Below are 24,524 nucleotides of genomic sequence, written 5' to 3' on the forward strand. Positions count from 1 at the left end.
AGGTAAACATGAATATATTAGAAGGTTTAAATCCTGAACAGGAAAAAGCCGTAAAACACTTTGAAGGTCCTCTTTTGATACTTGCCGGTGCAGGTTCGGGCAAAACAAGAGTTTTGACCCACAGAATTGCTTTTTTGATAAACGAATACAATGTCAGACCATGGAACATTCTTGCGCTGACATTTACAAATAAAGCGGCAGGCGAAATGCGTGAACGTGTGAAATCTATCCTTGCCGATGAAGCCGACGATATATGGGTCAGCACATTTCATTCTACATGCGTCCGCATACTCAGAAGAAATATCGAAGCTTTAGGTTACTCCCGCAGTTTTACCATCTATGACGGTGATGACCAGAAAACACTTATGCGCGAAATCATAAAATATCTTAATCTTGACCCAAAGAAATATAAAGAGAGAACTTTTATGAATGCTATCTCATCCGCAAAAGACGAACTTATCACACCGGAAGAATATGAAAAAATGGCTATGGGGGACCATCAAAAAGAACTCTATGCCCGTGCTTACAGAGAATATGAACGCAGGCTTCACGACGCAAATGCACTTGATTTCGATGACCTTATCTGCAAAACGGTACAGTTATTTAAAGAAAATAACGATGTCCTCGAATACTATCAAAACAGGTTTAAGTATATTATGGTAGACGAATATCAGGACACTAACACGGCACAGTTTAAGCTTATTCATCTTCTTGCAAACACACGCGGTGAAAACGGCGAAACTCTGCATAATCTCTGTGTGGTAGGTGACGATGACCAGTCAATCTACAAATTCCGTGGCGCAAATATAAAAAATATTCTCAATTTTGAAAATTCATATCCAGAGACAGAAGTTATCAAACTTGAAGAAAATTACCGCTCGACACAGAACATTCTTGATGCGGCGAATGCAGTTATAAGAAATAATCAGGTCAGAAAAGATAAATCACTTTGGACGCACCATGAAAAAGGAGACCTTATCTATCTGTCACAATTTGACTCTGATTATGACGAGGCATCATCAATAGCTGCGGCTATCGCAGCAGTCACAAGAAGCGGTCAGGCTGACTACAAAGATTTTGCCATTCTCTACAGAACTAATGCACAGTCCCGTATTTTCGAGGAAAAACTTGTAACAAATAACATTCCTTACAGAATTGTCGGCGCAGTAAACTTCTATCAGCGTAAAGAGATAAAAGATATGCTCGCATACCTGCGCACAATTGAAAACGGACTTGACGATATATCGGTAAAGAGAATTATAAATGTCCCAAAAAGAGGTATCGGACTTACAACAATCGACCGCATAACCTCGTATGCTATTGAACATGAACTCAGTTTTTACGGTGCATTACAAAATTGTGATTACATTGACGGCATAAAAAGAAGCAGCGGCAAAATAAATTCTTTTGTCAATCTTATTGAATCTTTCAAAAGACATTTACAGACGGATGGCTATGGTCTTGATGACCTTATAAAAGAAATCATAGAAGAGACAGGCTATATCAGACTTCTTGAAGAAGAAGATACCGAAGAAGCCAGAAACCGTATAGAAAATATCGAAGAACTTGTCAACAAAATTGCATCGTATATTGAAAGCTGTGACGAGGAAGAACCTACTCTAAGCGGTTTTCTTGAAGAAATCGCTCTCGTTGCCGATATTGACAATGTTGACGAAAGCAACAATCTTGTACTGCTTATGACACTCCACAGTGCCAAGGGGCTTGAATTTCCTTATGTATATCTTGTCGGTATGGAAGACGGCATTTTCCCTGGATATATGGCTGTAAACGGTGATGACCCCGAAGAAATGGAAGAAGAACGCCGCCTTTGTTATGTAGGTATAACAAGAGCACAGAAAAAACTTTCGATAAGCTGTGCAAAGGCAAGATTTAGGAACGGCGAAATGCAGTTTTACAGACCTTCACGCTTTATTGATGAGATACCTCGTTACCTTATCAAACAGGCAGGTCCAGCAAAACAGCAGTCTACCCAGACTACCTCAAAACCTGCCGGCAGTTACAGTGCAACAGACTTTTTAAGGACACAGCCAAAAATACAGCAGACACCTACATATAAAAAACCTGACAGCACTAACTGGAATCCTCTCGCCGAAAAGAAAGTAAAACAGCAGAAACATAAAGCATCCGGTGCTGGACTTCTTGACAATCCGCTTATCAGAAAAGGTTTCGGAAATGATACCTCCAATACAGCCGTAGAGCCTGATTACAAAACAGGAGACAGTGTTTCACACGTTAAATTCGGTGACGGTGTCGTAAAAGACATGTTAAAGCGTTCAGGTGACTATATGGTAACTGTTGAATTTGACAGCGGAGTCACACGCAAAATGATGGCTTCTTTTGCAAAACTTGAGAAAAAATAATTATGTTACTACTAGATATCATTTACATCATATGATATACTATAGAGGAAGACGAAACTCAAATATTTTGTCTGAATGATAAAACTTAATATTATCAATTTGAAAAGAAGAAAGGATGGGGATTATGAGCAACAAATTTGAAGATTTAATCAATGCAGCAAAAGTATCTGAATTATTACACAAAAAAGAACTTGAAGAAAAAAATAAAAATACTATCGTTATTGCCCTTGCAATAATCGGTGCCATTGCAGCAGTAGCCGGTATTGCTTTCGCAGTATACAAATATCTTACACCTGATTATCTTGAGGATTTCGACCCTGATGATTATTCAGATGATTTTGATGATGATTACATTGAATTTTCTGACGGAGAACCTGAGGCAGAGGACTAATACACTATTTTTTATAGTTTTTTTTCATTCTAACTTGTACAGATATTTACCAAATACCGAAATGGTGTATCCATTTCGGTATTTTGATGCAAGGGTCGGAAATTGCACAGCAATGAAGCAATCCGTGGCATCAGTTTGGGCAAATTTATATATATATGATACTAAATACTTACGAAACGGAGGAACATGCAATATGAAACTTTGGGGAGGAAGATTCACAAAGGAAACAAACAAACTCGTACACAATTTTAATGCATCTCTTTCATTTGACCAAAAGTTCTATGAAGAAGATATTACAGGAAGTATCGCTCATGTTACAATGCTTGCTGAACAGCAGATTATCTCTTCCGATGATAAGGACAAGATAATAGGCGGTCTCAAATCAATTCTTGAAGATATAAAATCAGGAAAACTTATCATTGATGAAGAACACGAAGATATACACAGTTTCGTTGAAGCTCACCTTATTGAGCGTGTCGGCGATGCCGGAAAGAAACTTCATACAGGAAGAAGCAGAAATGACCAGGTTGCTCTCGATATGAAACTCTACACAAGAAAAGAAGTCCTTGAAATGGACAGCCTTTTAAAAAATCTTTTAGAGAGTCTCTTAAAGATAATGAAAGAAAATATCAATACTATCATGCCGGGATTTACTCATTTACAGAAAGCACAGCCTATAACACTTGCTCATCATATGGGTGCTTACTTTGAAATGTTCAAAAGAGACCGTTCACGTCTCAAAGATATATATGAACGCATGAACTACTGTCCTCTCGGTTCAGGTGCTCTTGCCGGTACTACTTATCCTTTAAACAGAGAGCGTACTGCTGAGCTTCTCGGATTTTACGGTCCTACATTAAACAGTATGGATTCTGTTTCTGACAGAGATTATCTCATTGAGTTTTCATGTGCAATGTCTATCATAATGATGCATTTAAGCCGTTTCTGTGAAGAAATAATTATATGGAATACAAATGAGTACAGATATATTGAAATTGATGATTCATACTCAACAGGCAGCAGTATCATGCCACAAAAGAAAAACCCTGATATTGCCGAACTTGTACGCGGAAAGACAGGCAGAGTTTACGGTTCGCTTACATCACTTCTCACAACAATGAAGGGACTTTCACTTGCATACAATAAAGATATGCAGGAGGACAAGGAATTTGTATTTGACGCAATCGACACAACAAAAGGCTGTATCGTTTTATTCAATGGCATGCTTGATACAATGACTTTCAATAAAGACCGTATGCGTGCAAGTGCAGAGGGTGGATTTACAAATGCTACTGACGCTGCAGATTATCTTGTAAAACACGGTGTTCCATTCAGAGATGCACATGGTATAATCGGTCAGCTTGTGCTTTACTGCATCGACAAAAATATTTCTTTGGGCGAAATGTCTTTAGATGAATATAAGGCTATAAGTCCTGTATTTGAAAACGATATATACGATGCAATAAGCATGGAAACATGTGTAGATAAGCGAAACACTATCGGTGCACCGGGTCCAAATGCAATGAACGAAGTAATAAAAGTTTACGAGAAATACCTTGCCGAGTAATTTTACTATTTAAAATACCGAAAGTATGTAAATATTGGCACTATTCAAATATTGGCAACAAAAAACTTCCACTTTTACAATTTTAAGTGGAAGTTTTTTATTTACAAAATTTTTAATTACAAAAATTTCTTTTTCTTTAAAACTATAAGCATCACTGCACATACGACCAAAATAAGTATACATATAATTCCAAATCCAAATGGTACATTTGCAAGAGGTACCCACTTTGAATTGACATTCATGCCGTAAATTCCCGATACAAGTGTCGGAATACCCATAACCAGTGTGACTATCGTAAGCGTTTTCATAACATTATTCAATCTGTTGTCAATAACTGATGACATAAGTTCTCTCGTTCCATTTACAATATCTCTGTAAATGCTTGTCATCTCAATAGCCTGCTGATTTTCTACGATTACATCGTCAAGCAGATCCTTGTCATCAGGATACTGCTCAAGTCTTTTATATCTTGTAAGTCTGTCCATTACAACCGCATTGGCTCTAAGTGATGTAGCGAAATATACCAATGTGGATTCGAGAGCATGAAGGTCTATGAGGTCTATGTCCTCTGTATCATCATCAATTCTCTCCTCAATCTCAGTACGCTTTTTATCTATAACCCTAAGACTTGTCTGATATGCAGAAGCAACTCTGAAAAGAATCTGATAAACAAATCTTAGTTTCTTTTTGGTGCTGAACTCTTTTACTCTTCCATTCACAAATGCCTGCAATATGGAAGTCTCTTCGGTACAAACAGTAATAATAGTATCTGCCGTAAGAATTATGCCAAGCGGTATAGTAGTGTAGGCTTCCTTGTCATGCCTTATCTCGGTTGTCGGAATATCGATAAGAATAAGTGTATATCCGTCTTCCAGTTCGACACGCGAACTTTCTTCCTCATCCAATGCGGCAAGCAAATCCTGAATATCGATATTCAGCTTTTCTGCCACTTCTTCACCCTCCGAAACTGTCGGGTTTATCATATCTATCCAAATACCTTGTGTGAGTTCAGAAAATTCATAAATCTTTTTGTCATCTGTTCTGTAATACTTAACCACTTAATCTCACCAACTTTCTTTCAATTTTTAATGTTCAAAACACAATTAAATTATAACGCATCACCTGAAACCTTGCAACACAATACTTATCTGCTCAAGTAAAAGATATTTTACATCCCAGTAATCTTCACTCTTTGTCCATGCCTTTGCCTGCATTTTTATATTTACCGGTGTAAGTTTGTCAACGACAACACATTTATTCATATCATGAAGTATTCTGTCATCTGCTTCAAAAAGCTTCATGATTTTTTCTCTCACTTCAGCTATATCTGTATTAAGACCGACAGTAAAATCCAGAACCAGCATCCTCTCATCCTGTTTCGTCGTATTTGTAACATTAGAATTTGAAATAGTACCATTCGGTATAACAACTACTTTATTGTCTGTAGTAGCAATCCTCGTATAAAAAATATCTATACTCTGAACCGTTCCCTCTGCACCTGCCGAAATAATGTAATCTCCGACCTTAAACGGCTTAAGCAGAAGTATCAATACACCTCCGGCAAGATTTGAAAGACTGCCCTGCAATGCAAGACCTACCGCCAGACCTGCCGAACCGATGATAGCTACTATTGAACTGGCTCCTATTCCCAAAACACTTGCTATTATAATTATCAGAAAAATATTGTATGCGAATGTGGCAAGCGACATAACAAATTTTTGTACACTGATTTCCACATCTTTACGTTCCATTGTCTTTTTTGTGATTTTAAGTGCAAATTTAACAATTTTTCTACCAATGACAAAAACTATAACAGCAATCAAAAGAGTCTTTGCAAAATCAAGGAGCCATTCTCTCTGACTTAACAGATATTGAATGAAGAAACTTGTCTTTTGTTCGTCAGATGCCGATGAATTCATGACTTTATGAAGTTCATCGACACCTATTGCCTTTCCGCTGGCAGACTGCTCTGTAATACCGGCAGCAGCACTGAGTAGTCCCTTTGTATAAAGCATAAATTCCTCCGTTAAATTCTATGAATAAAAATACCACTTCTGAGTTTTGGCTCAAACCATGTACTCTTAGGTGGCATAAGAAGCCCTGCGTCTGCGACATCAAACAACTCTCCTATTGAAGTCGGATACATTGCAAATGACACCTTCATATCTGACTCTGCACGCTTCTCAAGTTCTTTAAGTCCTCTTATTCCTCCGATAAAATCAATCCTTTCATCAGTTCTCGGGTCTTTTATGCCAATAACCGGCTCAAGAAGATAATTCTGCAGCAATGAAACATCAAGAGACAAAACAGGGTCAGTTATATTTAGAAGTTCCTCTTTTGCTGTAAGCATATACCATTTTCCTGATAAATACATGGAAACCTTTCCCTTTTTGTCAGGATGCTTTGCCTCTTCCAAACTCTCTATATCAAAATATTCTTCTATCTTCTTCATAAATTCATCTTCTGTAAGACCATTCAAATCTCTGACACTTCGATTGTAGTCCATTATCATAAGCTGGTCATCAGGAAATAAAACTGAGAGAAAATAATTAAATTCTTCTGTTCCATCGTAACCCGGATTTTCTTTTCTGCGCTTCAAACCGACTTTTACGGCTGATGCTGCCCTGTGATGTCCGTCTGCTATATATATTTCTCCTATATTTTCAAATGCTTTCTTTATGTTCTCTACATCTGACCTTTCAGCTATCTTCCATACAGTGTGGGTTATCCCGTCAATAGCCGTAAAATCATAAAGCGGTTTGTCCTGTTCCATAACTCTTGAAACAATATCATTTATCTCTTTTTTAGACCTGTATGCAAGGAAAATAGGGCCTGTCTGTGCACTGAGCGTATCCACATGTCTGATACGGTCCTGCTCCTTTTCTTCTCTTGTATTTTCATGTTTTTTGATAACGTTGTTCATATAATCATCAACGCTTGCACAGGCTGCAATACCTGTCTGGCGTCTGCCATCCATCACAAGACTGTATATATAATAGCACTCGTCACTATCCGTAATATATGTGCCGTCAGAAACCATATCCTCAAAAATTTCTTTCGCCTTATCATAAACTTCAGGTGCATATGTATCTACACTGTCGGGAAACTGAGTTTCCGCTCTATCTATTTTTAAAAATGACAGCGGCTCCCTTTCAACTTCTTTAGCAGCCTCTGCCCTATTATAAACATCATAAGGTAATGCTGCGACCCTGTCTGCAACTTTGGCATCAGGTCTTACTGCCACAAACGGTTTTATTATTGCCATATATTTATCCTCCATCTTATCTTTTTGATATAACGTTACTGTCTGCATATGCGTTGAAACAGCAGCAATATAACTTCATATATTTTGACCATAGTCACAATATATGATATTATATCAAAAAAAGATACAAAATAACAGGTGTAAAATAATCCACTGAAAAATGATAAAGAGGAGGTGCTTACCATGCTTAAAACGGTTATATTTGATATGGATGGTGTTATTATAGATAGTGAAGCACAGCATGCAAAAGCGTCACTAAATACATTTAAGGAACTCGGAGTTGACACAGATTTAGATTATTGCAAATCCTTTACGGGAAGTTCCAGCAAAAAAATGGCAGAAACGGCAATTAAAGACTTTTCACTCGACATAACTACAAATGCACTCTTAGATAAACTGAACCTTGCAAAGAAAAAACTACATGAAAAAGAGGGTTATATTCCTGTTGAAGGTGTTGACGCTCTTATAAAAAGACTATACAAAGATGGAGTACAGCTTGCCATCGCTTCTTCTTCCTCACCGAAGGAAATAGAAACAGTTGTCAAAAAACTCGGCATAAAGAAATATTTTGAAAAACTTGTATCCGCATCATCGGTTGCAAATCCAAAACCGTCACCTGATACTTTCCTGCTTGCACTCGAAAAACTTGGTGCAGCACCTGAGGATACCGTTATCATCGAAGATTCAACTTTCGGTGTGAAAGCTGCAAAAGCCGCCAATGTAGCATGTATCGGCTTTATCAACCCAAATTCGGGCAATCAAAATCTCAATGATGCAGATGTACTTATTGAAAGTTTTGATGGTATCGACAAGACATTTATTGAAAATACCCTGTTACGTTCCCAGGGAAAGCCACTGACGATTGCATCGACTAAACGTCTCTTTATCAGGGAACTTGCCGTATCAGACATTCCTGATATTTATCCTATATATTCCGACCCTCAGGTGAAGAAATATATTGATAATATAGATGATTATCTTGAACTTGAAATGGAAAAACAGAAAGCATACATACAAAATGTCTATTCTTTCTATGGATTTGGTCTTTGGGGTGTTTTTGGAAAGACAAGCAAAAAACTTATCGGCAGATGCGGTCTTGAAAATGAAACCATTGACGGCACAAACGAGATAATGCTGTCATATCTGTTAGACAGCCAGCACTGGGGCTACGGATATGCCTTGGAATGCTGTGAAGCAGTTCTCAAATATGCCAAAGAACAGCTTGAGTTAAAAAGAATTGTCGCTGTCATAGATTTCGACAATATGCGTTCCATAAAAACAGCAGAAAAACTTGGAATGAAATATGAAAAAGATGTTGTTTTCAACAACAGAAACAGACATCTTTACAGTATTTATCTATAATTTGACAAATCTGTAAACCATTAAACCGTCGAATACACTTATCGGCAGATATTTTAAATTTATATATACGAAAAATCGGACACATCTTTCAATATGTCCGATTTTTTATTTATCAAAGCTTTAACACCGTGTATCAAACCGGTACAGCGTTCTGTATCATTGACATTTCGATAAATAACTGTTTTTTCTTATAAGTCTGCTATCTGCTTTTATTGTCAGTTGTCTTTTTATTATTAGCTTTTTTGTTTTTAGTTTTTTTGTTACTCTTGTTTTTCTTTTTGTTGTTATTTTTATTGGATGTTTTTTTTCCGTCAGGCGCTGTTGTTGCCGCATTGTCATCTACTGCTGACTGTCCTGCATTGTTTGCCTGTCCGTCAGTTCCCTGATTTCCTGTAGCATCGTCAACAACGTCGGCTGTGTCATCAACAACATCATCAACCGCATCCGCTGCATCATCAACAACGTCACCTACAACACCGTCACCGTCCTCATCTACCCTGTCACTCTCATCATAATCACTGTCATCCTCATTTACAACCGGTCCTTCTGTGGCATCGCCATCCGGTTCCTCAGTAGCAGAAGATGTAACCGAATTATTTGTCTTATTCTTGTCTCCGCATCCTGCAAGCATCATGGTAGATAACGCCAATGTAGTAATAAACATCACAATCCTTTTTCGCATAATTTCCTCCTAACACAACTTTAGTTTTTTTAGCTTTCTAATGCTTTAGAAACAGATACGATTTTACAATCATCCCATCTCTTAAAACTATTATGTTACGAGATGCGTAAAGTTATTCATGTTAATTATGATGCAAAAGTCAAAAAAACTTTTGACCACAACCTCTTATTATTTAACAACAATTTTCATAAATTTTTTCTTTCCGCGTTTGAGTACAATACCATCTTCGCTAATGTCATTTTTGTTTATTACAGTCTTAGGGTCTGATACTTTTTCTCCGTCAATTGAGACACCGCCCTGCTGTACATTTCTTCTCGCCTCACCGTTTGAAGCTGCAAGACCTGCTTTTACAAGCAATGTAAGAATACCGATATTTTTATCTTCACCAAAATCCAACTCACTAAGTTCTGTCACAGGCATCTGTGATGTATTTCCGCCTGAGAATAACGCTCTTGCACCTTCTTTAGCCATCTCGGCTTCTTCCTCACCATGCACAAGTTTTGTAAGTTCATATGCAAGAATTTCTTTAGCTTCGTTTAACTTGCTGCCTTCCCACTTATCCATCTCGTCAATCTGCTCTAACGGAAGGAATGTGAGCATACGCAGACATTTAAGTACATCAGCGTCACTTACATTTCTCCAATACTGGTAAAATTCAAACGGAGATGTTTTTTCAGGGTCAAGCCATACTGCTCCTGACTGTGTCTTACCCATCTTCTTTCCCTCAGAATTGAGCAAAAGGTTTATTGTCATTGCATATGCATCCTTACCAAGTTTTCTTCTGATAAGCTCAGTACCACCAAGCATGTTGCTCCACTGGTCGTCACCGCCAAATTCCATGTTACATCCATATTTCTGATATAATGTGTAGAAGTCATAGCTCTGCATTATCATATAGTTGAACTCGAGGAATGAAAGACCTTTTTCCATTCTCTGTTTGTAACACTCGGCTGCAAGCATACGGTTGACAGTAAAGTGAGGTCCTATATCTCTGAGAACTTCCATATAATTTAAATCCATGAGCCAATCTGCATTGTTGACAAGCATAGCCTTATCTTCCCCAAACTCGATGAAACGGCTCATCTGCTTTTTAAAACACTCAACATTATGATTTATTGTTTCAGCAGTCATCATCTGTCTCATATCTGTTCTTCCTGAAGGGTCACCAATCATAGCTGTACCTCCGCCGATAAGAGCTATCGGTCTGTTTCCTGCCATCTGGAGTCTCTTCATAAGGCAGAGTGCCATGAAATGACCTACATGAAGACTGTCAGCCGTAGGGTCAAATCCTATATAAAATGTAGCTTTACCGTTATTTATCAATTCTTTTATTTCTTCCTCATCCGTGACCTGTGCAATAAGTCCACGAGCCACTAATTCGTCATATAATTCCATAATAACCTCCGTTTATTGATTTATTTTCAACAGAATATAATTTTAACTGTCGTTTTTCTTTTAATATTTTATCTGCAATTGTGCTTTCTTCTCTTGTCCTCATACATTCTGTCATCCGCTATCTTGCAAAGTTCCTCAATCTGAAAACTTCCCCTTGCAAATGCAGTTCCGACAGCTACGCTGCATGGGCTCATACCATATTTTTCATTGACAATTTCAAGTTCCTTTTCCCACCTTGCTTTTATCTTTGGAATATCACTTTCTGCACAATTTAAGGCAACCATAATAAACTCATCGCCACCCATCCTAAAACCATGTATATTTTCACATACTATAGCTTTTATACTCTCTGCCGCCTTTTTTAATAATGCATCTCCTGCATCATGACCATACATGTCATTTGTCTTTTTCAAATAATTTACATCCATAAAAAATATTCCAACAGATGCGAGCATATTATATTCTTCTTTGCACTTAGAAAAATAACATCTTCTGTTATATAAGCCGGTAAGCAGATCATGCTCACTGTCATAGCGCATTTTCTGTGTCATTATCCGGCTCTCCATCATAAGATGGACACTGTTTAAAAACATATCGGAACAATCATTGAACTCTATACCAAGATCTGTATCATGTTCTCCCAAAATAAGCACAACGCTGTAGAGAACACTCTCCACTATTCCCGAACATACAACTATCTCCTTGCCGGCAATATCCTCATATGCTTTTTGAATTTCTTCTCTCATATCATCAGGCAATTCCTCAGGAAATGAATAAATGTTGTGGTTCATGTTAAACATTCTTCCAATACCTGCATTAAGGTATGTATTATACTTTGCCGGATTTGATACATCCTTATTGTATACAACACTTTCTACCATTCCGGCTTCAGTGCAGGAATACGTCAGCATAGCATCAATACCTAAACTCTTGGAAATAATATTAAACAATACTGAAAAGTCATCGTGTATATGTTCCAGCACATAACTCTGAAACTGAATAATATTTTCAAGAGATTTTAGGTACTCTGCTGTATTAATATTCTCTTTGCCCAATGTTAAAATCCTCCTATTACTATTCCTCATATCCATTTGGGTTCTGAACCTGCCATCTCCATGCATCTTCACACATTTTATCTATGCCCCTCGCTGCTTCCCATCCAAGCTCTTCCTTAGCTTTCAAAGGGTCAGCATAACACATATCTATATCTCCTGCTCTTCTCGGAGCAATTTTATATGGAATTTTCTTTCCACATGCTTTTTCAAAACTTTTTATAATTTCAAGTACACTGTAGCCGACACCAGTTCCTAAATTATATGTCACAAGTCCCGGATGCTCTGACAGTTTTTGAAGTGCTTTTATATGACCATCTGCAAGGTCTGATATATGAATATAATCACGCACACCCGTACCGTCAGGTGTATCATAATCATCACCAAAAACATTTACACACTCAAGCTGTCCTGCCGCAACCTTCGCAATATAAGGCAGAAGATTGTTAGGAATACCGTTCGGGTTTTCACCTATGCGTCCGCTCTCATGGGCACCAATCGGATTAAAATATCTTAAAATCGCAATATTCCACCCATTGTCAGATTTGTATATATCCCTGAGCATATCCTCGGTAATAAGCTTCGTTCTGCCATAAGGGTTTGAAACGGATAACGGAAAATCCTCTTTTATCGGAACAGTTTTTGGTTTCCCGTATACTGTAGCTGAAGAACTGAACACCAGTGATTTGACATTATGCTTTTCCATAACTTTAAGAAGATTTAATGTTCCTGTAAGGTTGTTGTCAAAATACCGCAAAGGAATCTCACAGGATTCTCCTACTGCCTTTAATGCTGCAAAATGTATAACCGAATCAATCTTTTCTTTGTCAAAAATATCATCTAATGCTTTTTCATTAAGTAAATCTTCCTCATAGAAAGTAATCTTTTTTCCTGTAAGCTCCTCAACTCTGTCAATCGACTTTTTGCTTGAATTTATGAGATTGTCTACAATAACAACTTCATAACCCGCATTTAAAAGTTCAACATTTGTGTGACTTGCAATAAAACCAGCACCGCCTGTAACCAAAATCTTCATCAAGAAACCTCTCTTTCAACTTCAGTAATTTTACATTGTATTTTATCCCACTTTTATAATTTTCGGTCAATAAACCGTTTTTCTTAAATTATGTCTGTATTTTACAAAACACTTATTCTAAAGTTCCTCGGAACACATATCAAGTGCTGCAGAAATAACTTTATCCATATCATAATATTTATACTGCCCAAGCCTGCCACCAAACAAAACATTCTTTTCTGCCTTTGCAAGTTTTTCGTATTCCTGATATAAATTATTATTTTTTTCGTTGTTAACAGGATAATAAGGCTCATCACCTTTCTTCCACTCAGAAGAATACTCCCTGCTTATAATGGAAACAGGCTGTTTGCCAAAATTAAAATGTTTATGCTCTATAATTCTTGTATAAGGTACATCAGCCGATGTATAATTGACTACCGCATTTCCCTGATAATTGTCAGTGTCAACTTTCTCAGTCTCAAAACGAACTGAGCGGTATTCCAAAACACCTAGTTTATAATCAAAGAATTTGTCAATCATGCCTGTATAAACAACCTTATCGGCATCTATCTCATCCTTTATATCAAAGTAATCTGTCGATAATCTGACTTCTATGCCTTCAAGCATATTCTCAACCATCTTTGTATATCCGTCTATCGGTATTCCCTGGTATCTGTCATTGAAATAGTTATTATCGTAGGTAAATCTAAGCGGAAGTCTCTTTATGATAAATGCAGGCAGATCTTTGCATTCTCTTCCCCACTGTTTCTGTGTGTAGCCTTTTACAAGTTTTTCATAAACATCTCTTCCTGCAAGCTTAAGTGCCTGTTCCTCGAGATTTGACGGCTCGCCAATGTTAAGTTCTGCAATCTGCTTTTCAATAACAGCTTTAGCCTCTGCAGGCGTTTTTATTCCCCACATCTTGCTGAATGTATTCATATTAAACGGAAGATTATAAAGTTCATCATTGTAAATTGCTACAGGCGAGTTTATGTAATTATTAAACTCTGCAAACCTGTTTACATAATCCCATATCTTTTTGTCTGATGTATGAAAAATATGTGCACCATACTTATGTACATCTATATCTTCTATTTTTTCAGTATAAATATTTCCCGCAATGTGATTTCTCTTGTCTATCACAAGGCATTTTTTTCCTTTCGCTGCTGCCTCATGAGCAAAAACCGCCCCAAAAAGACCTGCGCCTACTATCAAATAATCGTACTTCATTTTTATCCTTTCCCCTCACGCTTTCTCTGTTTTCTTTGCAAATATAAATAATTTGCTGAACACAAAATTCAATACAATAACAAGAATATTTGATAAAATCTTCATAACCATATCTGACCAATGAAGAACATCAACTGTTACATACATAATCGCCATGTCCATAAGACCTGTGGCAAGACGACACCATACAAATGAAAGACATTCTTTTATGAGAGCCCCCATTCCGGAAGTTTTGCTCTCAAAAACAAATATTTTATTTGTAACATACGCAAATGCTACACTAAGTATCCAGGCGATAGCATTTGCAGGAATGGTATCAATTCCTATGACATGCTTACATAAAGCGTAAGCAACAATATTTATAAGAGTTGTAAATCCTCCAAATACAAGGTATAATACTGCCTCCTTATATTTAAGGAATAAATTCCAGATTTTTTCTACCATAAGTATCAAACCTCAACTTTACTCTACCGTAACACTCTTTGCCAGATTTCTCGGCTTATCAACATCAAGACCCTTAGCAACCGATACATAATAAGCAAGAAGCTGAAGCGGAATAACTGCAAGACTTGCCGAAAAATGTTCGTCTGACTTTGGAATATATGTTGCAAACTCAACAGTATCTTCTATATTATAATTTCCATAGGTTGTAAGTCCCATAAGATAAGCACCTCTGCTCTTACACTCAACCATATTGCTTATTGTTTTTTCATAAAGTGCATTCTGTGTAAGGATGCCGATAACAAGAGTACCGTCTTCAATAAGACTTATAGTTCCATGTTTAAGCTCACCTGCGGCATATGCCTCTGAATGTATATAACTTATCTCCTTGAGTTTGAGACTTCCTTCAAGTGAAATAGCATAATCTATGCCACGTCCGACAAAGAATATATCTTTTGCATTTGCCTGCTTAGAAGCAAACCACTGTAATCTCTCCTTATCGTCAATAATCTTTTGTATCTTATCAGGAAGTTTTGAAAGCTCATCAATATACCCGTCATACTGATCTTTAGTAATTTTTCCACGCACCATCGCAAACTCAATTGCAAGTATATATGAAGCTATAAGCTGAGTGCTGTACGCCTTGGTCGTAGCCACTGAAATCTCAGGTCCCGCAAGTGTATAGAAAACATTATCCGCCTCTCTTGCAATAGAAGAACCAACCACATTTACAATTCCAAGTGTCTTTATTCCCATGCTCTTTGCTTCCCTGAGTGCAGCGAGACTGTCAGCCGTTTCACCCGACTGGCTTATAATTATAACAAGATCATCTTTATCCAATATAGGTTTTCTGTATCTGAACTCTGATGCAAGTTCAACCCTCACCGGAATCCTTGCCATATCTTCAATGACATACTGTGCAACCATGCCAACATGCCATGCCGAACCACAGGCAACTATATGAATCCGGCTTATCGCTTCAATATCTTCCTTTGTAAGACCTACATTTGAAAGGTCAATCACACCGTCTTTGACAACTGAGTTAAACGTATCTTTGACAGCTTTTGGCTGTTCATGTATTTCTTTCATCATAAAATGCTCAAAGCCTGCTTTTTCAGCTGACTGCGCATCCCATTTAATCTCTTTTGACTCTTTTTCTATCTCATCTCCGTCAAGATTGTAGAAAGTAATCTCTCCGGCTTTTACTCTTCCTATTTCAAGGTTTCCTATATAATATACATTTCTTGCATATTTAAGTATAGCAGGAACATCTGAGGCAATATACGACTCTCCGTTTGCAGTTGCAAGTATCATAGGACTGTCTTTTCTTGCAACATAAATTTCATTTGGATATTCCCTGAACATAACAGCAAGCGCATATGATCCACGAATTCTTATCATAGCATGATTTATCGCATCGACAGGTGTTCCCTCATACTTTTTATAATAATAATCTATAAGTTTTACTGCTACCTCTGTATCTGTAGCTGAATAGAACTCATACCCCTTCTTAGTAAGCTTATCCTTGAGTTCCTGATAATTTTCAATAATACCATTATGTACGGCTACTACATTTCCATCATCACTCTTGTGAGGATGTGCATTTGTCTCCGATGGTTCTCCGTGTGTAGCCCATCTCGTGTGACCTATACCACATGTTCCTGCCATAGCCATACCGTCATTTGTTTTTTCGGCTAAGACTTTAAGTCTTCCTTTTGCCTTTACAACTTCTATATCCGATTCGCCGTCTCTTACTGCAAGACCTGCTGAATCATATCCTCTATATTCAAGCTTTGACAAACTGTCCAAAAGTATCGGAGCAGCCTGGTGTTTACCTATAAATCCAACTATTCCACACATATTTTTTTGTAGTCTCCTTTATTATCTGCATAAAATCATAAACATTTTTATTATATTTAATTTTTTAGTAAATTGCAACATAAATAGAGCCTTAATCTCCTGAAAATAAAATAATATCGACAAGTACAGCTTTTTTTCTTTCCTCTCTTGAAACCTGACGCAATAAACTATATAATGAAATTATCTTACAATAAAAACAGCAAAAACAAATCAATTATGAAACAATGGAGGTATTATTTTATGAGCGATACACAAAATTCAAGTTTTTCACTTTTAAACCAGAAAGAGATTGATTCCCTCATAGGTTTCCTCTCAGAACAGAAAAATTCTTTAAACAGTGATGTTTTAAGTCAGACAAGCATAGATAAACTTATTAAACTTATTTCAAGTGACAGTGACAGGATTATCACCGATGTGTTTGATCCATTTGCACATGTTGACAATTCCGTACTTGCCACACTCGGATTCAGAGAGGATGTGTCACAGCTTTGTGAGCTTAAATTTGCCGTAGACGAATCAAATGACTACATTATACTCACAGCTTACAATACAGTTACAAAGAAAGAGCTTATCATAACTCCAAATCTTATAAATGCCAACGATACAAAAGACTGGGGCTGCTCTATCTCACCTGTATTCTTCAACCGCATTGCTAAAGTATTTTCATTCAAATATACTCAGCAGACACATGATGCTGTATGCAACTGCTTTGCAAAGCATACATACGGTGATGCACATCATAAGATTCCTGAAATCTATCTCCCTGTCAATGAAAAGCTTTTGGAGTGCTTATTATAACTTTTAAACAGTTATGCCATACCTTATAATGCTCGCTCATTTCTATAAGCAGTGATAAAAAAACAGAAACACCTTTTTGCGATGTTTCTGTTTTTTTATCTTTTTTCGTATTTTTATCTTTACTTAAAATACCGTTTACTATTACTTATGTCAGACCTCTATAAAACATTCAGTTTCTTTTCTAAGTTTATCCGAAACATCCTGATTTGCTTCCATCTCTTTGTTTACATCATTCATGTCGGCAACCAAAGAATCAACACTCATAGCTGCACTTGTAACACCATCTGCACTCTCTTCAACAGCCTTCGTAATTCCTTTTATTGCTTCTGACATTGAACTTATTGTGCTCTGCAGGTCATCTGCCAATGATGTGAACTCTCCCATAATTTCTTTGATGTGGAGTGAATCATTATTATAATGCTCACCACTTGAAACAAAATTATCATAATCAGGAAGTATAGTCTCATCCACATAATCTACTATTTTATTTGAGGACTTTATAAGACCATCAACAGCAGAAATAACAAGTTCGTTTATTTCCTGAATGTTGTTTGCGGTCTTTCTGCTCGACTCAGCAAGTTCTCTTATCTCGTCAGCAACAACAGCAAAACCTTTTCCGGCTTCTCCTGCTCTCGCAGCTTCTATAGATGCATTTAACGCAAGAAGGTTTGTCTGGCTTGATATACTTAAAATATCTGTTGTAAGCTGTGAAATCTTCTCAACCTGCTTACTCTCTTTCATGGCATTTTTAAGTTCTGCTATAATCGTGCCAACCATCTGTGTAGTTTCATCTTTGTTTGTTTTTGCAGTTTCCTGAAGTTTTGTTGCTCTCTCGTTCATCTCATTTGAATACTCAAGAATATTATTTGTCTCTTCAGCCATTCTGTCTACTTTTCCGTTTGCCACACCTGTACTTTCATCAATGTTCTTAACTGTTGCGGCAACTTCCTCCATAGTAGCAGACAACTCTTCCATAACTGCTGAAATATCACACGCACTTGAATTTGCAGTAGAAACCTTTCCGACAACATTTCCGACTGTCTCATCAAGCTGTTTTGAATTTGTTGTAATCTTTGCCATAATTGACTGAAGTTTTTCTATAAATACATTGAGATTGGCTGAAACCATTCCAATTTCATCTTTTCTGTTGAGACTTATTCTCTTTGAAAGGTCACCTTTGTCATTATTTATCTCATCTATAATAACATCAAGCTCTCCGTCAATCTTTTTAAGAGGCTTTATGACTACAAATTCTATACATAAGATAACCAAAACCACAAGTATTGCAACTATTACAAATACAACATTTGATACCGTATTTGCCTGTGAACTTTTGCTTGAAAGTTCCTTAACCTTTGAATTTGTAATTTTATCATTATCTGTAATTATGCTGTCTGCATCATCTGCCAATTTATCAGCATATTTACTGAGATTGGTATTTGTTTCTTCAAGTGCACCTATAGAGTCTGTAGCTGCCATTTCCATAATTTCATCAAGCTTCTTCTCATACTCACTATAGTCACTTGTAAGTGTCTCAAGCTGCTTTTTTAACTTATCAGTCTGAAGCGTTGTTTTTAATTTTTTAAGATATGATGCATTATCGCTTTTAATTTCTTCTATATCTTTTAATATAGTCTCTTTTTCACTGTCCTGTGTCTTTAGACAATACGACATAACGTCTTTTTGCATCTCAGTTGTATTTGCGTTTATCTTATCCAGACAGATTATATTTCTTATCTGTATCTGTGCAATATTTTTGCTTATTCCATTCACATTTCTTAATGACAATCCTAACATTACAAGTGCAATAACACTAAAAATTCCAAGTATAAGTACCGGAATTACAAGATATGTTCTCACACTTCTGGTTTTAAATTTCATTGATGTACCTCACTTTCATTTTACCCACTAAAAATCAATTTCGTATGTAATCTCCAACAGTGTTATACTGTTTATACACTCTTTCGACCAGAAACTTAATAGCTGCTTATTTTTTCTGATTCGTCATCACTTTTCTCTATCTTTCTTATCACAGCATAATATCCGTCACTATCGTTAATCTTAATATAAACTCTGTCACCGACTTTATGTTTAAGCAGTGCCTCACCTATAGGAGACTCAATACTTACCATATTGTTTATTGCGTCAGACCTTATAGTCGTGACTATTTTGAAGCATTCTTCCATGTCATCCTCTTCGATATAGATAGTTACCGAATCATTCAACCCAATCTGTGACTCATCAGAATCATCTTCTATTATCGTCGCTGTTTTTATCATTTTTTCAAGATATCTTATACGGCTCTCATTTCTGTTTTTAAATTGTTTTGCCGCCTTGTACTCAAAGTTTTCGCTTAAATCTCCTTGTGCCCTCGCCTCTTTTACATCTTCCAAAGCCTGTTTTCTTACAACAAGCTTTCTCTCATCTACCTCCTTCTGCATTTTTTCGACATCTTTCCTAGTCAGCCTGTCATACATATTTACCAACTCCCCATAATTTAATAAACATATATTACCACTTTTCTTTAGATAAAACTATACTAATTTTGTTTTTTATAAACTTTTTTTATTAAATGATACTATTTACATCTTCAATTTTGACAATAGCTTATAAATATCGCAGTAACCTGCCATTATTATATGCATATATTCATATTAAAGAGAAAAAATCCCAAAGAATATAAATTTATCAGTTTAATAATTTATATCTTATGGTTTGAAACTCTTGCTATATCTTACAGGAGGAAAAATATATGGCACTCTTTTTTAACCAGGCAACACTTTCCCACAACGGAAAGTCAACCGTTTCCAACATCACTACAGGCGAAATAATCGAGGCTGTGACTGCAACAAAAAAAGCTGTAATACCAACTTACAACTCTGACAGCACCATAACTTATGTTATAAGCCTGTTAAATTCAAGTAATACCCCTGTCTCAGGTCTTACAATAACAGATAATCTTGGTGCTTACACGTTCAACACTCTTACACTCATTCCCCTTGATTATGTCGAAGGTTCAGTTAAATATTATACAAATGGTGTACTTCAGGCTGCACCTGCCGCAACAGTTTTACCTGAGCTCACTTTTACTGACATCTCAATACCTGCAAACGGAAACACCGTACTTGTATATCAGGCAAAAATCAACGAATCTGCTCCTCTTACAACCGGTTCAACTGTCACAAACACGGCAACTGTTACAGGCAATGCCATCACCGGTCCAATAACTGCCGCTGAGACAATAACAACCGATGATGCGGCTTCACTCAGCATCAACAAAACTCTTTCTCCGACAACTATTACCGAAAACGGACAGATAACTTACACGTTTATTATCCAGAACTTCGGTAATACTGCTGCCACTGCCGAAGATTCACTGAGCATATCCGATGTATTCACTCCTGCATTGACAAATATAAGTGTAACTTACAACTCTGCTCCTTGGACAGAAACAGGCAATTACACCTATGATACAACAACAGGCAGCTTTGAAACTGTTACCGGTAAGATAACAGTCCCAGCTGCCTCATATACTCAGGACCCTGCAACAGGTGCATGGAGTGTTACTCCTGGAATAACAACACTCACTGTTACCGGAACAATTTAAAATTACTGTCCGATATCATCTATCGTGATTTTACTCTCATGTGGAATAGGTTTCCACTCTACTTTCTTAAAGAGCGCTATGTATTTTACATAGCGTTCTATTACGTCGTATAGCGGCCATGTAAGACAATACAAAATTTTTTTGCCAAAACTTACTTTTTGTATACGTTTTCTTTCTATTATAAATATATAAATTGCCATCCATATGCTGGCAAGATACATTCCAATTCTATAGAAAAATCTTATCCAGATTACAAGCAGGACACATATAGCATATGACTTCCAGCCCGGTTCAAGATTCACAACAACATTTCCCGTAAAATGTCTTACAAGTTTTGAAAGCCATGTTCCATTTCTAAATATATACATCTGTCCGCCTGCATTGTATATCGTAAACGGGAACAAAAACAAATTCCAGACTATCCACTTAAATGCCGTAACTATCTGTTTTGGCAAAAGCTGGGCAAATGTATCAAACGACATAAATCTGTGTCTTATAGTACGCCATAAAAATCTGTACCATGTATCGTCTTTTTCCCATTTAGTGTTTTTGTCTATAAATATATTTTTGAAAAGTCCCCATCCGCTCTCGCCGAAAGCCTGAAGATGTCCTTTTGCCCATCTTAAACGCTGGCGCAATGCAACTCTTAAACTTGTCGGCTGCTCATCATAAAAAATCGCATCATTGTTGTATGAAATCTCATATCCGTTTACCACGCAGTCAGCGGTAAGTGACCTGTCCTCAGTAAGAGATGTATACTTCCACCCATCTTTTACTATCTCATTTGCAAACAGAAATCCCGTTCCCTGAATATTCGTCGCAAGATGCAGAAATGATCTTGTTCTGTGACGCTGTCTTATTGAGCGCAGCCAATGAATCGCATAAAGCGAAGCAATCCATCCCTCCGTCAGATTCTTTGTACTTCTGTACGATGTGATTATCTTCTCACCTGCATCGAAAGAATCATTCATTCTTGAAATATAGTCTTTCTTTAAAAGATTGTCCGAATCAAAAATAAAATATCCCTCAAAAGATTGTATTCCATAATCTTTTTCAATCTGCTCAAAAAGGTATTTAAGACCGAAACCTTTTGTTCTCTCATCAGGATTATTGTGTTCATAACAGATTGCTCCAAGTTTCCTTGCAATCTTTGCCGTATTGTCAGTACAGTTATCCGCAACAACGAAAATTGTTATAAGCTCCTGTGGATAATCCTGTTTCTTTATGCTGTTAATAAGATTTCCTATAACCGGTTCTTCGTTTCTTGCCGGAATAAGCACCGCATATTTGTGATTGTGCTTTGCCGGCTTAAACTTTCTTGTACAAAAAAGCCCGATTATCATATACGGAACATCATGTATACTCAGTATCTTCATAAACATACCTATTGCTGTAAATAAAAACAGGCTCGGTGTATAAATATTCCCTAAAAAATGCGCTATGTTGCTTATAATATTCATTATTTTCTTTTCTCCACTCCCTGCTGTTACTGTACCGCTGTCTCTCTATTTATAATCTTTCAAAAAGTCATACTTTAATGTAAGGTCATTTTTCTTTATAAGTTCTTCAACTGTTTTACTTTTCTTTTCTACTTCATCCTCAGATATCTTCGCACCGTTTGTCACCTTTGCGTCAGATACATATGCATTTCCGTCATACCAGCTTGAATCCGAGAAAAATGCCAGCGGTTCGTAATCATCAGAAAGAATATCCTTTCCTATATAATAATTACTGTTGTAATCAATTCCAAAAAGATTTAACACCGTCGGCAGAATATTCATCTGCATATTTGCCTTATCAATCTTCTGAGATTTTACATCACTGCTCCATATAAAAAACGGTGTACGGTTTATAAGATTGTTGTCTGTCTCCTTGTACTTATCAAGAACCGACTTGTCGTTTATTGTATAAAGATAGTGGTCTGCATATGCCACTATAACAGTATTGTCATAAAGATTATTATCCTTTAATGCCTGAATCAGCAGACCAACCATATAATCGGTTTCTCCTACCATGAGGTCAGCAACCTGTTCCTCCGAAAGCTTTGGAACTTTCCCTTTTCCATATTTCATCTCTGCAACAAGCTTTCCAACCTCTTTTTCGGTTGTGAATGGCGTATGCGGTGTATATGAGATAATGTAATCCACAAACTTATCATTTTGCTTAAACATCTTGTTATAGAAAGTTTTATTCTCAATAAGCTTTCTGTCAAGCTCATAACTCAAATCTTCTTTATCTTTGCTGTCAAGTATATCTTTAAGACCATAATAATTGTCGTAACCCCAGCTTCTATAATTTATTCCTCTCGAATAAAACTCACTGCTGTTCATATGAAACGCATTTACAGCATATCCCTGATTTTTAAACAGCTTTGCTATCGTATTATTAAATGTATTTTTATTAAATGTATACACATTTTCATTATACGATATAGGAGTTGTAAAACCTGTATTTACGGCAAACTCAGAGTTAAAGGTTGAACCGCCTCCCGTATATATCGAAAAATGATTTGTAAAATCAACAGACTCATTTTTAAGCTTATATAAATTTGGCGTATTCTTCTTTGTAAGAAGCCACTCATCCATACCCTCAAGCTGTAAAAATATTACATTCTTACCTTTAAACAAACCTGTATAATCATTCGGCTTTTTATCATCCTTCGCTTCATATATGTTTTTCAAAAACTTTTTGTCACTGTCACTTATCTTTTCCTTAGGTTTTAGAAATGTAATGTAAAAATTTCTTACAGTATATTCATAAAGACCTGAAACTTTCATACTCTTATTTGAATCACTGAACTCATTGTATACATTTCTCGCTTTCTTAAAGCTGTTCCACCTGAGATTTTTGTTGCCGCTTCCCATAGTAACAGGAATAAGCAGATGCAGACAGATGAATACTATAAACGAAATTAAAAGCTTTCTGCCCTGAAACTTCTCACTCTTTTTCATATTTATCGTGGCAGCAACCGCAAGTACAACAACAATCAGTGCGATTATATATACATACACCGGTGTATGCTTTATCGTATCACCTATATAAGAACTTCCCTCACTTGCAAGTTCCAAAAGTGAAAAATTAAAATAAAACGAAGTAAGCGGATAATATATCGCGTTTGTCAAAAACATAATAAAACTTATGATAAATATAAGCCAGTAAAAAATTTTTCCAAAAATACCTTTTAGATATTTTGTAACCGCAATAAAAAGTGCCACCCATATTATAGTAAACAAATTCGGCTGAAGATAATATGCCGGGTAAAACTCTATTTTATGTCCCATAATCCTAAGACTTAAATCCATCACAAAAAATGGCAGAAACATAAGAATTTCACTCTTATGCAAAACTAAAAAGTCAAAAAAACCACCGCTGCTTTTATTTCCCGTATTTGAAGCATGTCCCATTCCATAAAAACTAAGACCGTGTCTTCTCTTAAAACCAAAAGAACCCATGTATTCGCACCCTCTTTAAAAATATT

20 protein-coding genes are annotated in these 24,524 nt (G+C 36.6%); 6 read left to right on the plus strand and 14 right to left on the minus strand.

Annotation, left to right across the window (positions count from 1 at the left end):
• Positions 1-8: 8 nt before the first annotated feature.
• From ACZLXV_RS08330 to argH, 3 genes are all read left to right on the plus strand, one after another.
• Entirely contained in the window at positions 9-2,381 is a 2,373-nt protein-coding gene (locus ACZLXV_RS08330) for an ATP-dependent helicase (protein WP_482383101.1), read from the plus strand.
• 124 nt (positions 2,382-2,505) lie between these two features.
• Complete coding sequence (locus tag ACZLXV_RS08335) at positions 2,506-2,772, plus strand: hypothetical protein (RefSeq protein ID WP_022225575.1); 267 nt, start codon at positions 2,506-2,508, stop codon at positions 2,770-2,772.
• A gap of 193 nt (positions 2,773-2,965) precedes the next feature.
• Entirely contained in the window at positions 2,966-4,339 is a 1,374-nt protein-coding gene (gene argH / locus ACZLXV_RS08340; protein WP_482383102.1) for an argininosuccinate lyase, read from the plus strand.
• 116 nt (positions 4,340-4,455) lie between these two features.
• Here the strand turns inward: argH and ACZLXV_RS08345 are convergent, their stop codons facing one another.
• Genes ACZLXV_RS08345 through ACZLXV_RS08355 form a run of 3 tightly spaced genes read right to left on the minus strand, consistent with a single transcriptional unit; the run spans position 4,456 to position 7,604 of the window.
• Positions 4,456-5,397 carry a magnesium transporter CorA family protein gene (locus tag ACZLXV_RS08345; protein ID WP_022225573.1) on the minus strand — a complete coding sequence of 314 codons (942 nt, stop codon included), beginning with the start codon at positions 5,395-5,397 and terminating at the stop codon, positions 4,456-4,458.
• 60 nt (positions 5,398-5,457) lie between these two features.
• A complete protein-coding gene (locus tag ACZLXV_RS08350; protein WP_482383103.1) occupies positions 5,458-6,354 on the minus strand; it encodes a mechanosensitive ion channel family protein in 897 nt (298 codons plus the stop codon).
• An 11-nt stretch (positions 6,355-6,365) separates the two neighbouring features.
• Positions 6,366-7,604, minus strand: coding sequence for a DUF1015 domain-containing protein (locus tag ACZLXV_RS08355; RefSeq protein WP_482383104.1), 1,239 nt, complete (start codon positions 7,602-7,604; stop codon positions 6,366-6,368).
• 183 nt (positions 7,605-7,787) lie between these two features.
• Between ACZLXV_RS08355 and ACZLXV_RS08360 the strand changes: the two genes are divergently transcribed.
• The gene (locus ACZLXV_RS08360; protein ID WP_482383105.1) at positions 7,788-8,966 is read left to right on the plus strand and encodes a GNAT family N-acetyltransferase; all 1,179 of its coding nucleotides are present in this window, start codon (positions 7,788-7,790) and stop codon (positions 8,964-8,966) included.
• Between the two features lie 199 nt (positions 8,967-9,165).
• Here ACZLXV_RS08360 and ACZLXV_RS08365 read toward each other — a convergent pair whose 3' ends face one another.
• The 7 genes from ACZLXV_RS08365 to glmS all read right to left on the minus strand — a co-directional run bounded on the left by ACZLXV_RS08365 (position 9,166) and on the right by glmS (position 16,641).
• A complete protein-coding gene (locus ACZLXV_RS08365; protein WP_367336097.1) occupies positions 9,166-9,648 on the minus strand; it encodes a hypothetical protein in 483 nt (160 codons plus the stop codon).
• A gap of 168 nt (positions 9,649-9,816) precedes the next feature.
• On the minus strand, positions 9,817-11,043 hold the full coding sequence (gene tyrS, locus ACZLXV_RS08370; RefSeq protein WP_482383106.1) for a tyrosine--tRNA ligase: 1,227 nt from the start codon (positions 11,041-11,043) through the stop codon (positions 9,817-9,819).
• Positions 11,044-11,111: 68 nt separating this feature from the next.
• A complete protein-coding gene (locus ACZLXV_RS08375; RefSeq protein WP_482383107.1) occupies positions 11,112-12,098 on the minus strand; it encodes a GGDEF domain-containing protein in 987 nt (328 codons plus the stop codon).
• Positions 12,099-12,117: 19 nt separating this feature from the next.
• On the minus strand, positions 12,118-13,131 hold the full coding sequence (gene galE / locus ACZLXV_RS08380; protein WP_482383108.1) for a UDP-glucose 4-epimerase GalE: 1,014 nt from the start codon (positions 13,129-13,131) through the stop codon (positions 12,118-12,120).
• Positions 13,132-13,248: 117 nt separating this feature from the next.
• Positions 13,249-14,340 carry a UDP-galactopyranose mutase gene (gene glf / locus ACZLXV_RS08385; protein WP_022225565.1) on the minus strand — a complete coding sequence of 364 codons (1,092 nt, stop codon included), beginning with the start codon at positions 14,338-14,340 and terminating at the stop codon, positions 13,249-13,251.
• A gap of 15 nt (positions 14,341-14,355) precedes the next feature.
• A complete protein-coding gene (locus ACZLXV_RS08390) occupies positions 14,356-14,784 on the minus strand; it encodes a GtrA family protein (protein ID WP_482383109.1) in 429 nt (142 codons plus the stop codon).
• An 18-nt stretch (positions 14,785-14,802) separates the two neighbouring features.
• Positions 14,803-16,641 carry a glutamine--fructose-6-phosphate transaminase (isomerizing) gene (gene glmS / locus ACZLXV_RS08395; protein ID WP_482383110.1) on the minus strand — a complete coding sequence of 613 codons (1,839 nt, stop codon included), beginning with the start codon at positions 16,639-16,641 and terminating at the stop codon, positions 14,803-14,805.
• A gap of 240 nt (positions 16,642-16,881) precedes the next feature.
• Between glmS and ACZLXV_RS08400 the strand changes: the two genes are divergently transcribed.
• Entirely contained in the window at positions 16,882-17,439 is a 558-nt protein-coding gene (locus tag ACZLXV_RS08400) for a hypothetical protein (RefSeq protein ID WP_367334585.1), read from the plus strand.
• A gap of 150 nt (positions 17,440-17,589) precedes the next feature.
• Here the strand turns inward: ACZLXV_RS08400 and ACZLXV_RS08405 are convergent, their stop codons facing one another.
• The gene (locus tag ACZLXV_RS08405; protein WP_482383111.1) at positions 17,590-19,320 is read right to left on the minus strand and encodes a methyl-accepting chemotaxis protein; all 1,731 of its coding nucleotides are present in this window, start codon (positions 19,318-19,320) and stop codon (positions 17,590-17,592) included.
• Positions 19,321-19,415: 95 nt separating this feature from the next.
• Positions 19,416-19,916, minus strand: a complete 501-nt coding sequence (locus ACZLXV_RS08410; protein WP_022225560.1) for a GreA/GreB family elongation factor — start codon at positions 19,914-19,916, stop codon at positions 19,416-19,418.
• Between the two features lie 275 nt (positions 19,917-20,191).
• Between ACZLXV_RS08410 and ACZLXV_RS08415 the strand changes: the two genes are divergently transcribed.
• Positions 20,192-21,046: a hypothetical protein gene (locus ACZLXV_RS08415; protein ID WP_482383112.1), complete on the plus strand. Its 855-nt coding sequence runs from the start codon at positions 20,192-20,194 to the stop codon at positions 21,044-21,046.
• A 2-nt stretch (positions 21,047-21,048) separates the two neighbouring features.
• Here the strand turns inward: ACZLXV_RS08415 and ACZLXV_RS08420 are convergent, their stop codons facing one another.
• Positions 21,049-22,506, minus strand: a complete 1,458-nt coding sequence (locus tag ACZLXV_RS08420) for a glycosyltransferase family 2 protein (RefSeq protein WP_482383113.1) — start codon at positions 22,504-22,506, stop codon at positions 21,049-21,051.
• 45 nt (positions 22,507-22,551) lie between these two features.
• Positions 22,552-24,498 carry an LTA synthase family protein gene (locus tag ACZLXV_RS08425; RefSeq protein ID WP_482383114.1) on the minus strand — a complete coding sequence of 649 codons (1,947 nt, stop codon included), beginning with the start codon at positions 24,496-24,498 and terminating at the stop codon, positions 22,552-22,554.
• Between the last annotated feature and the right edge of the window lie 26 nt (positions 24,499-24,524).

The sequence above is a fragment of the Butyribacter sp. genome (assembly GCF_056818865.1).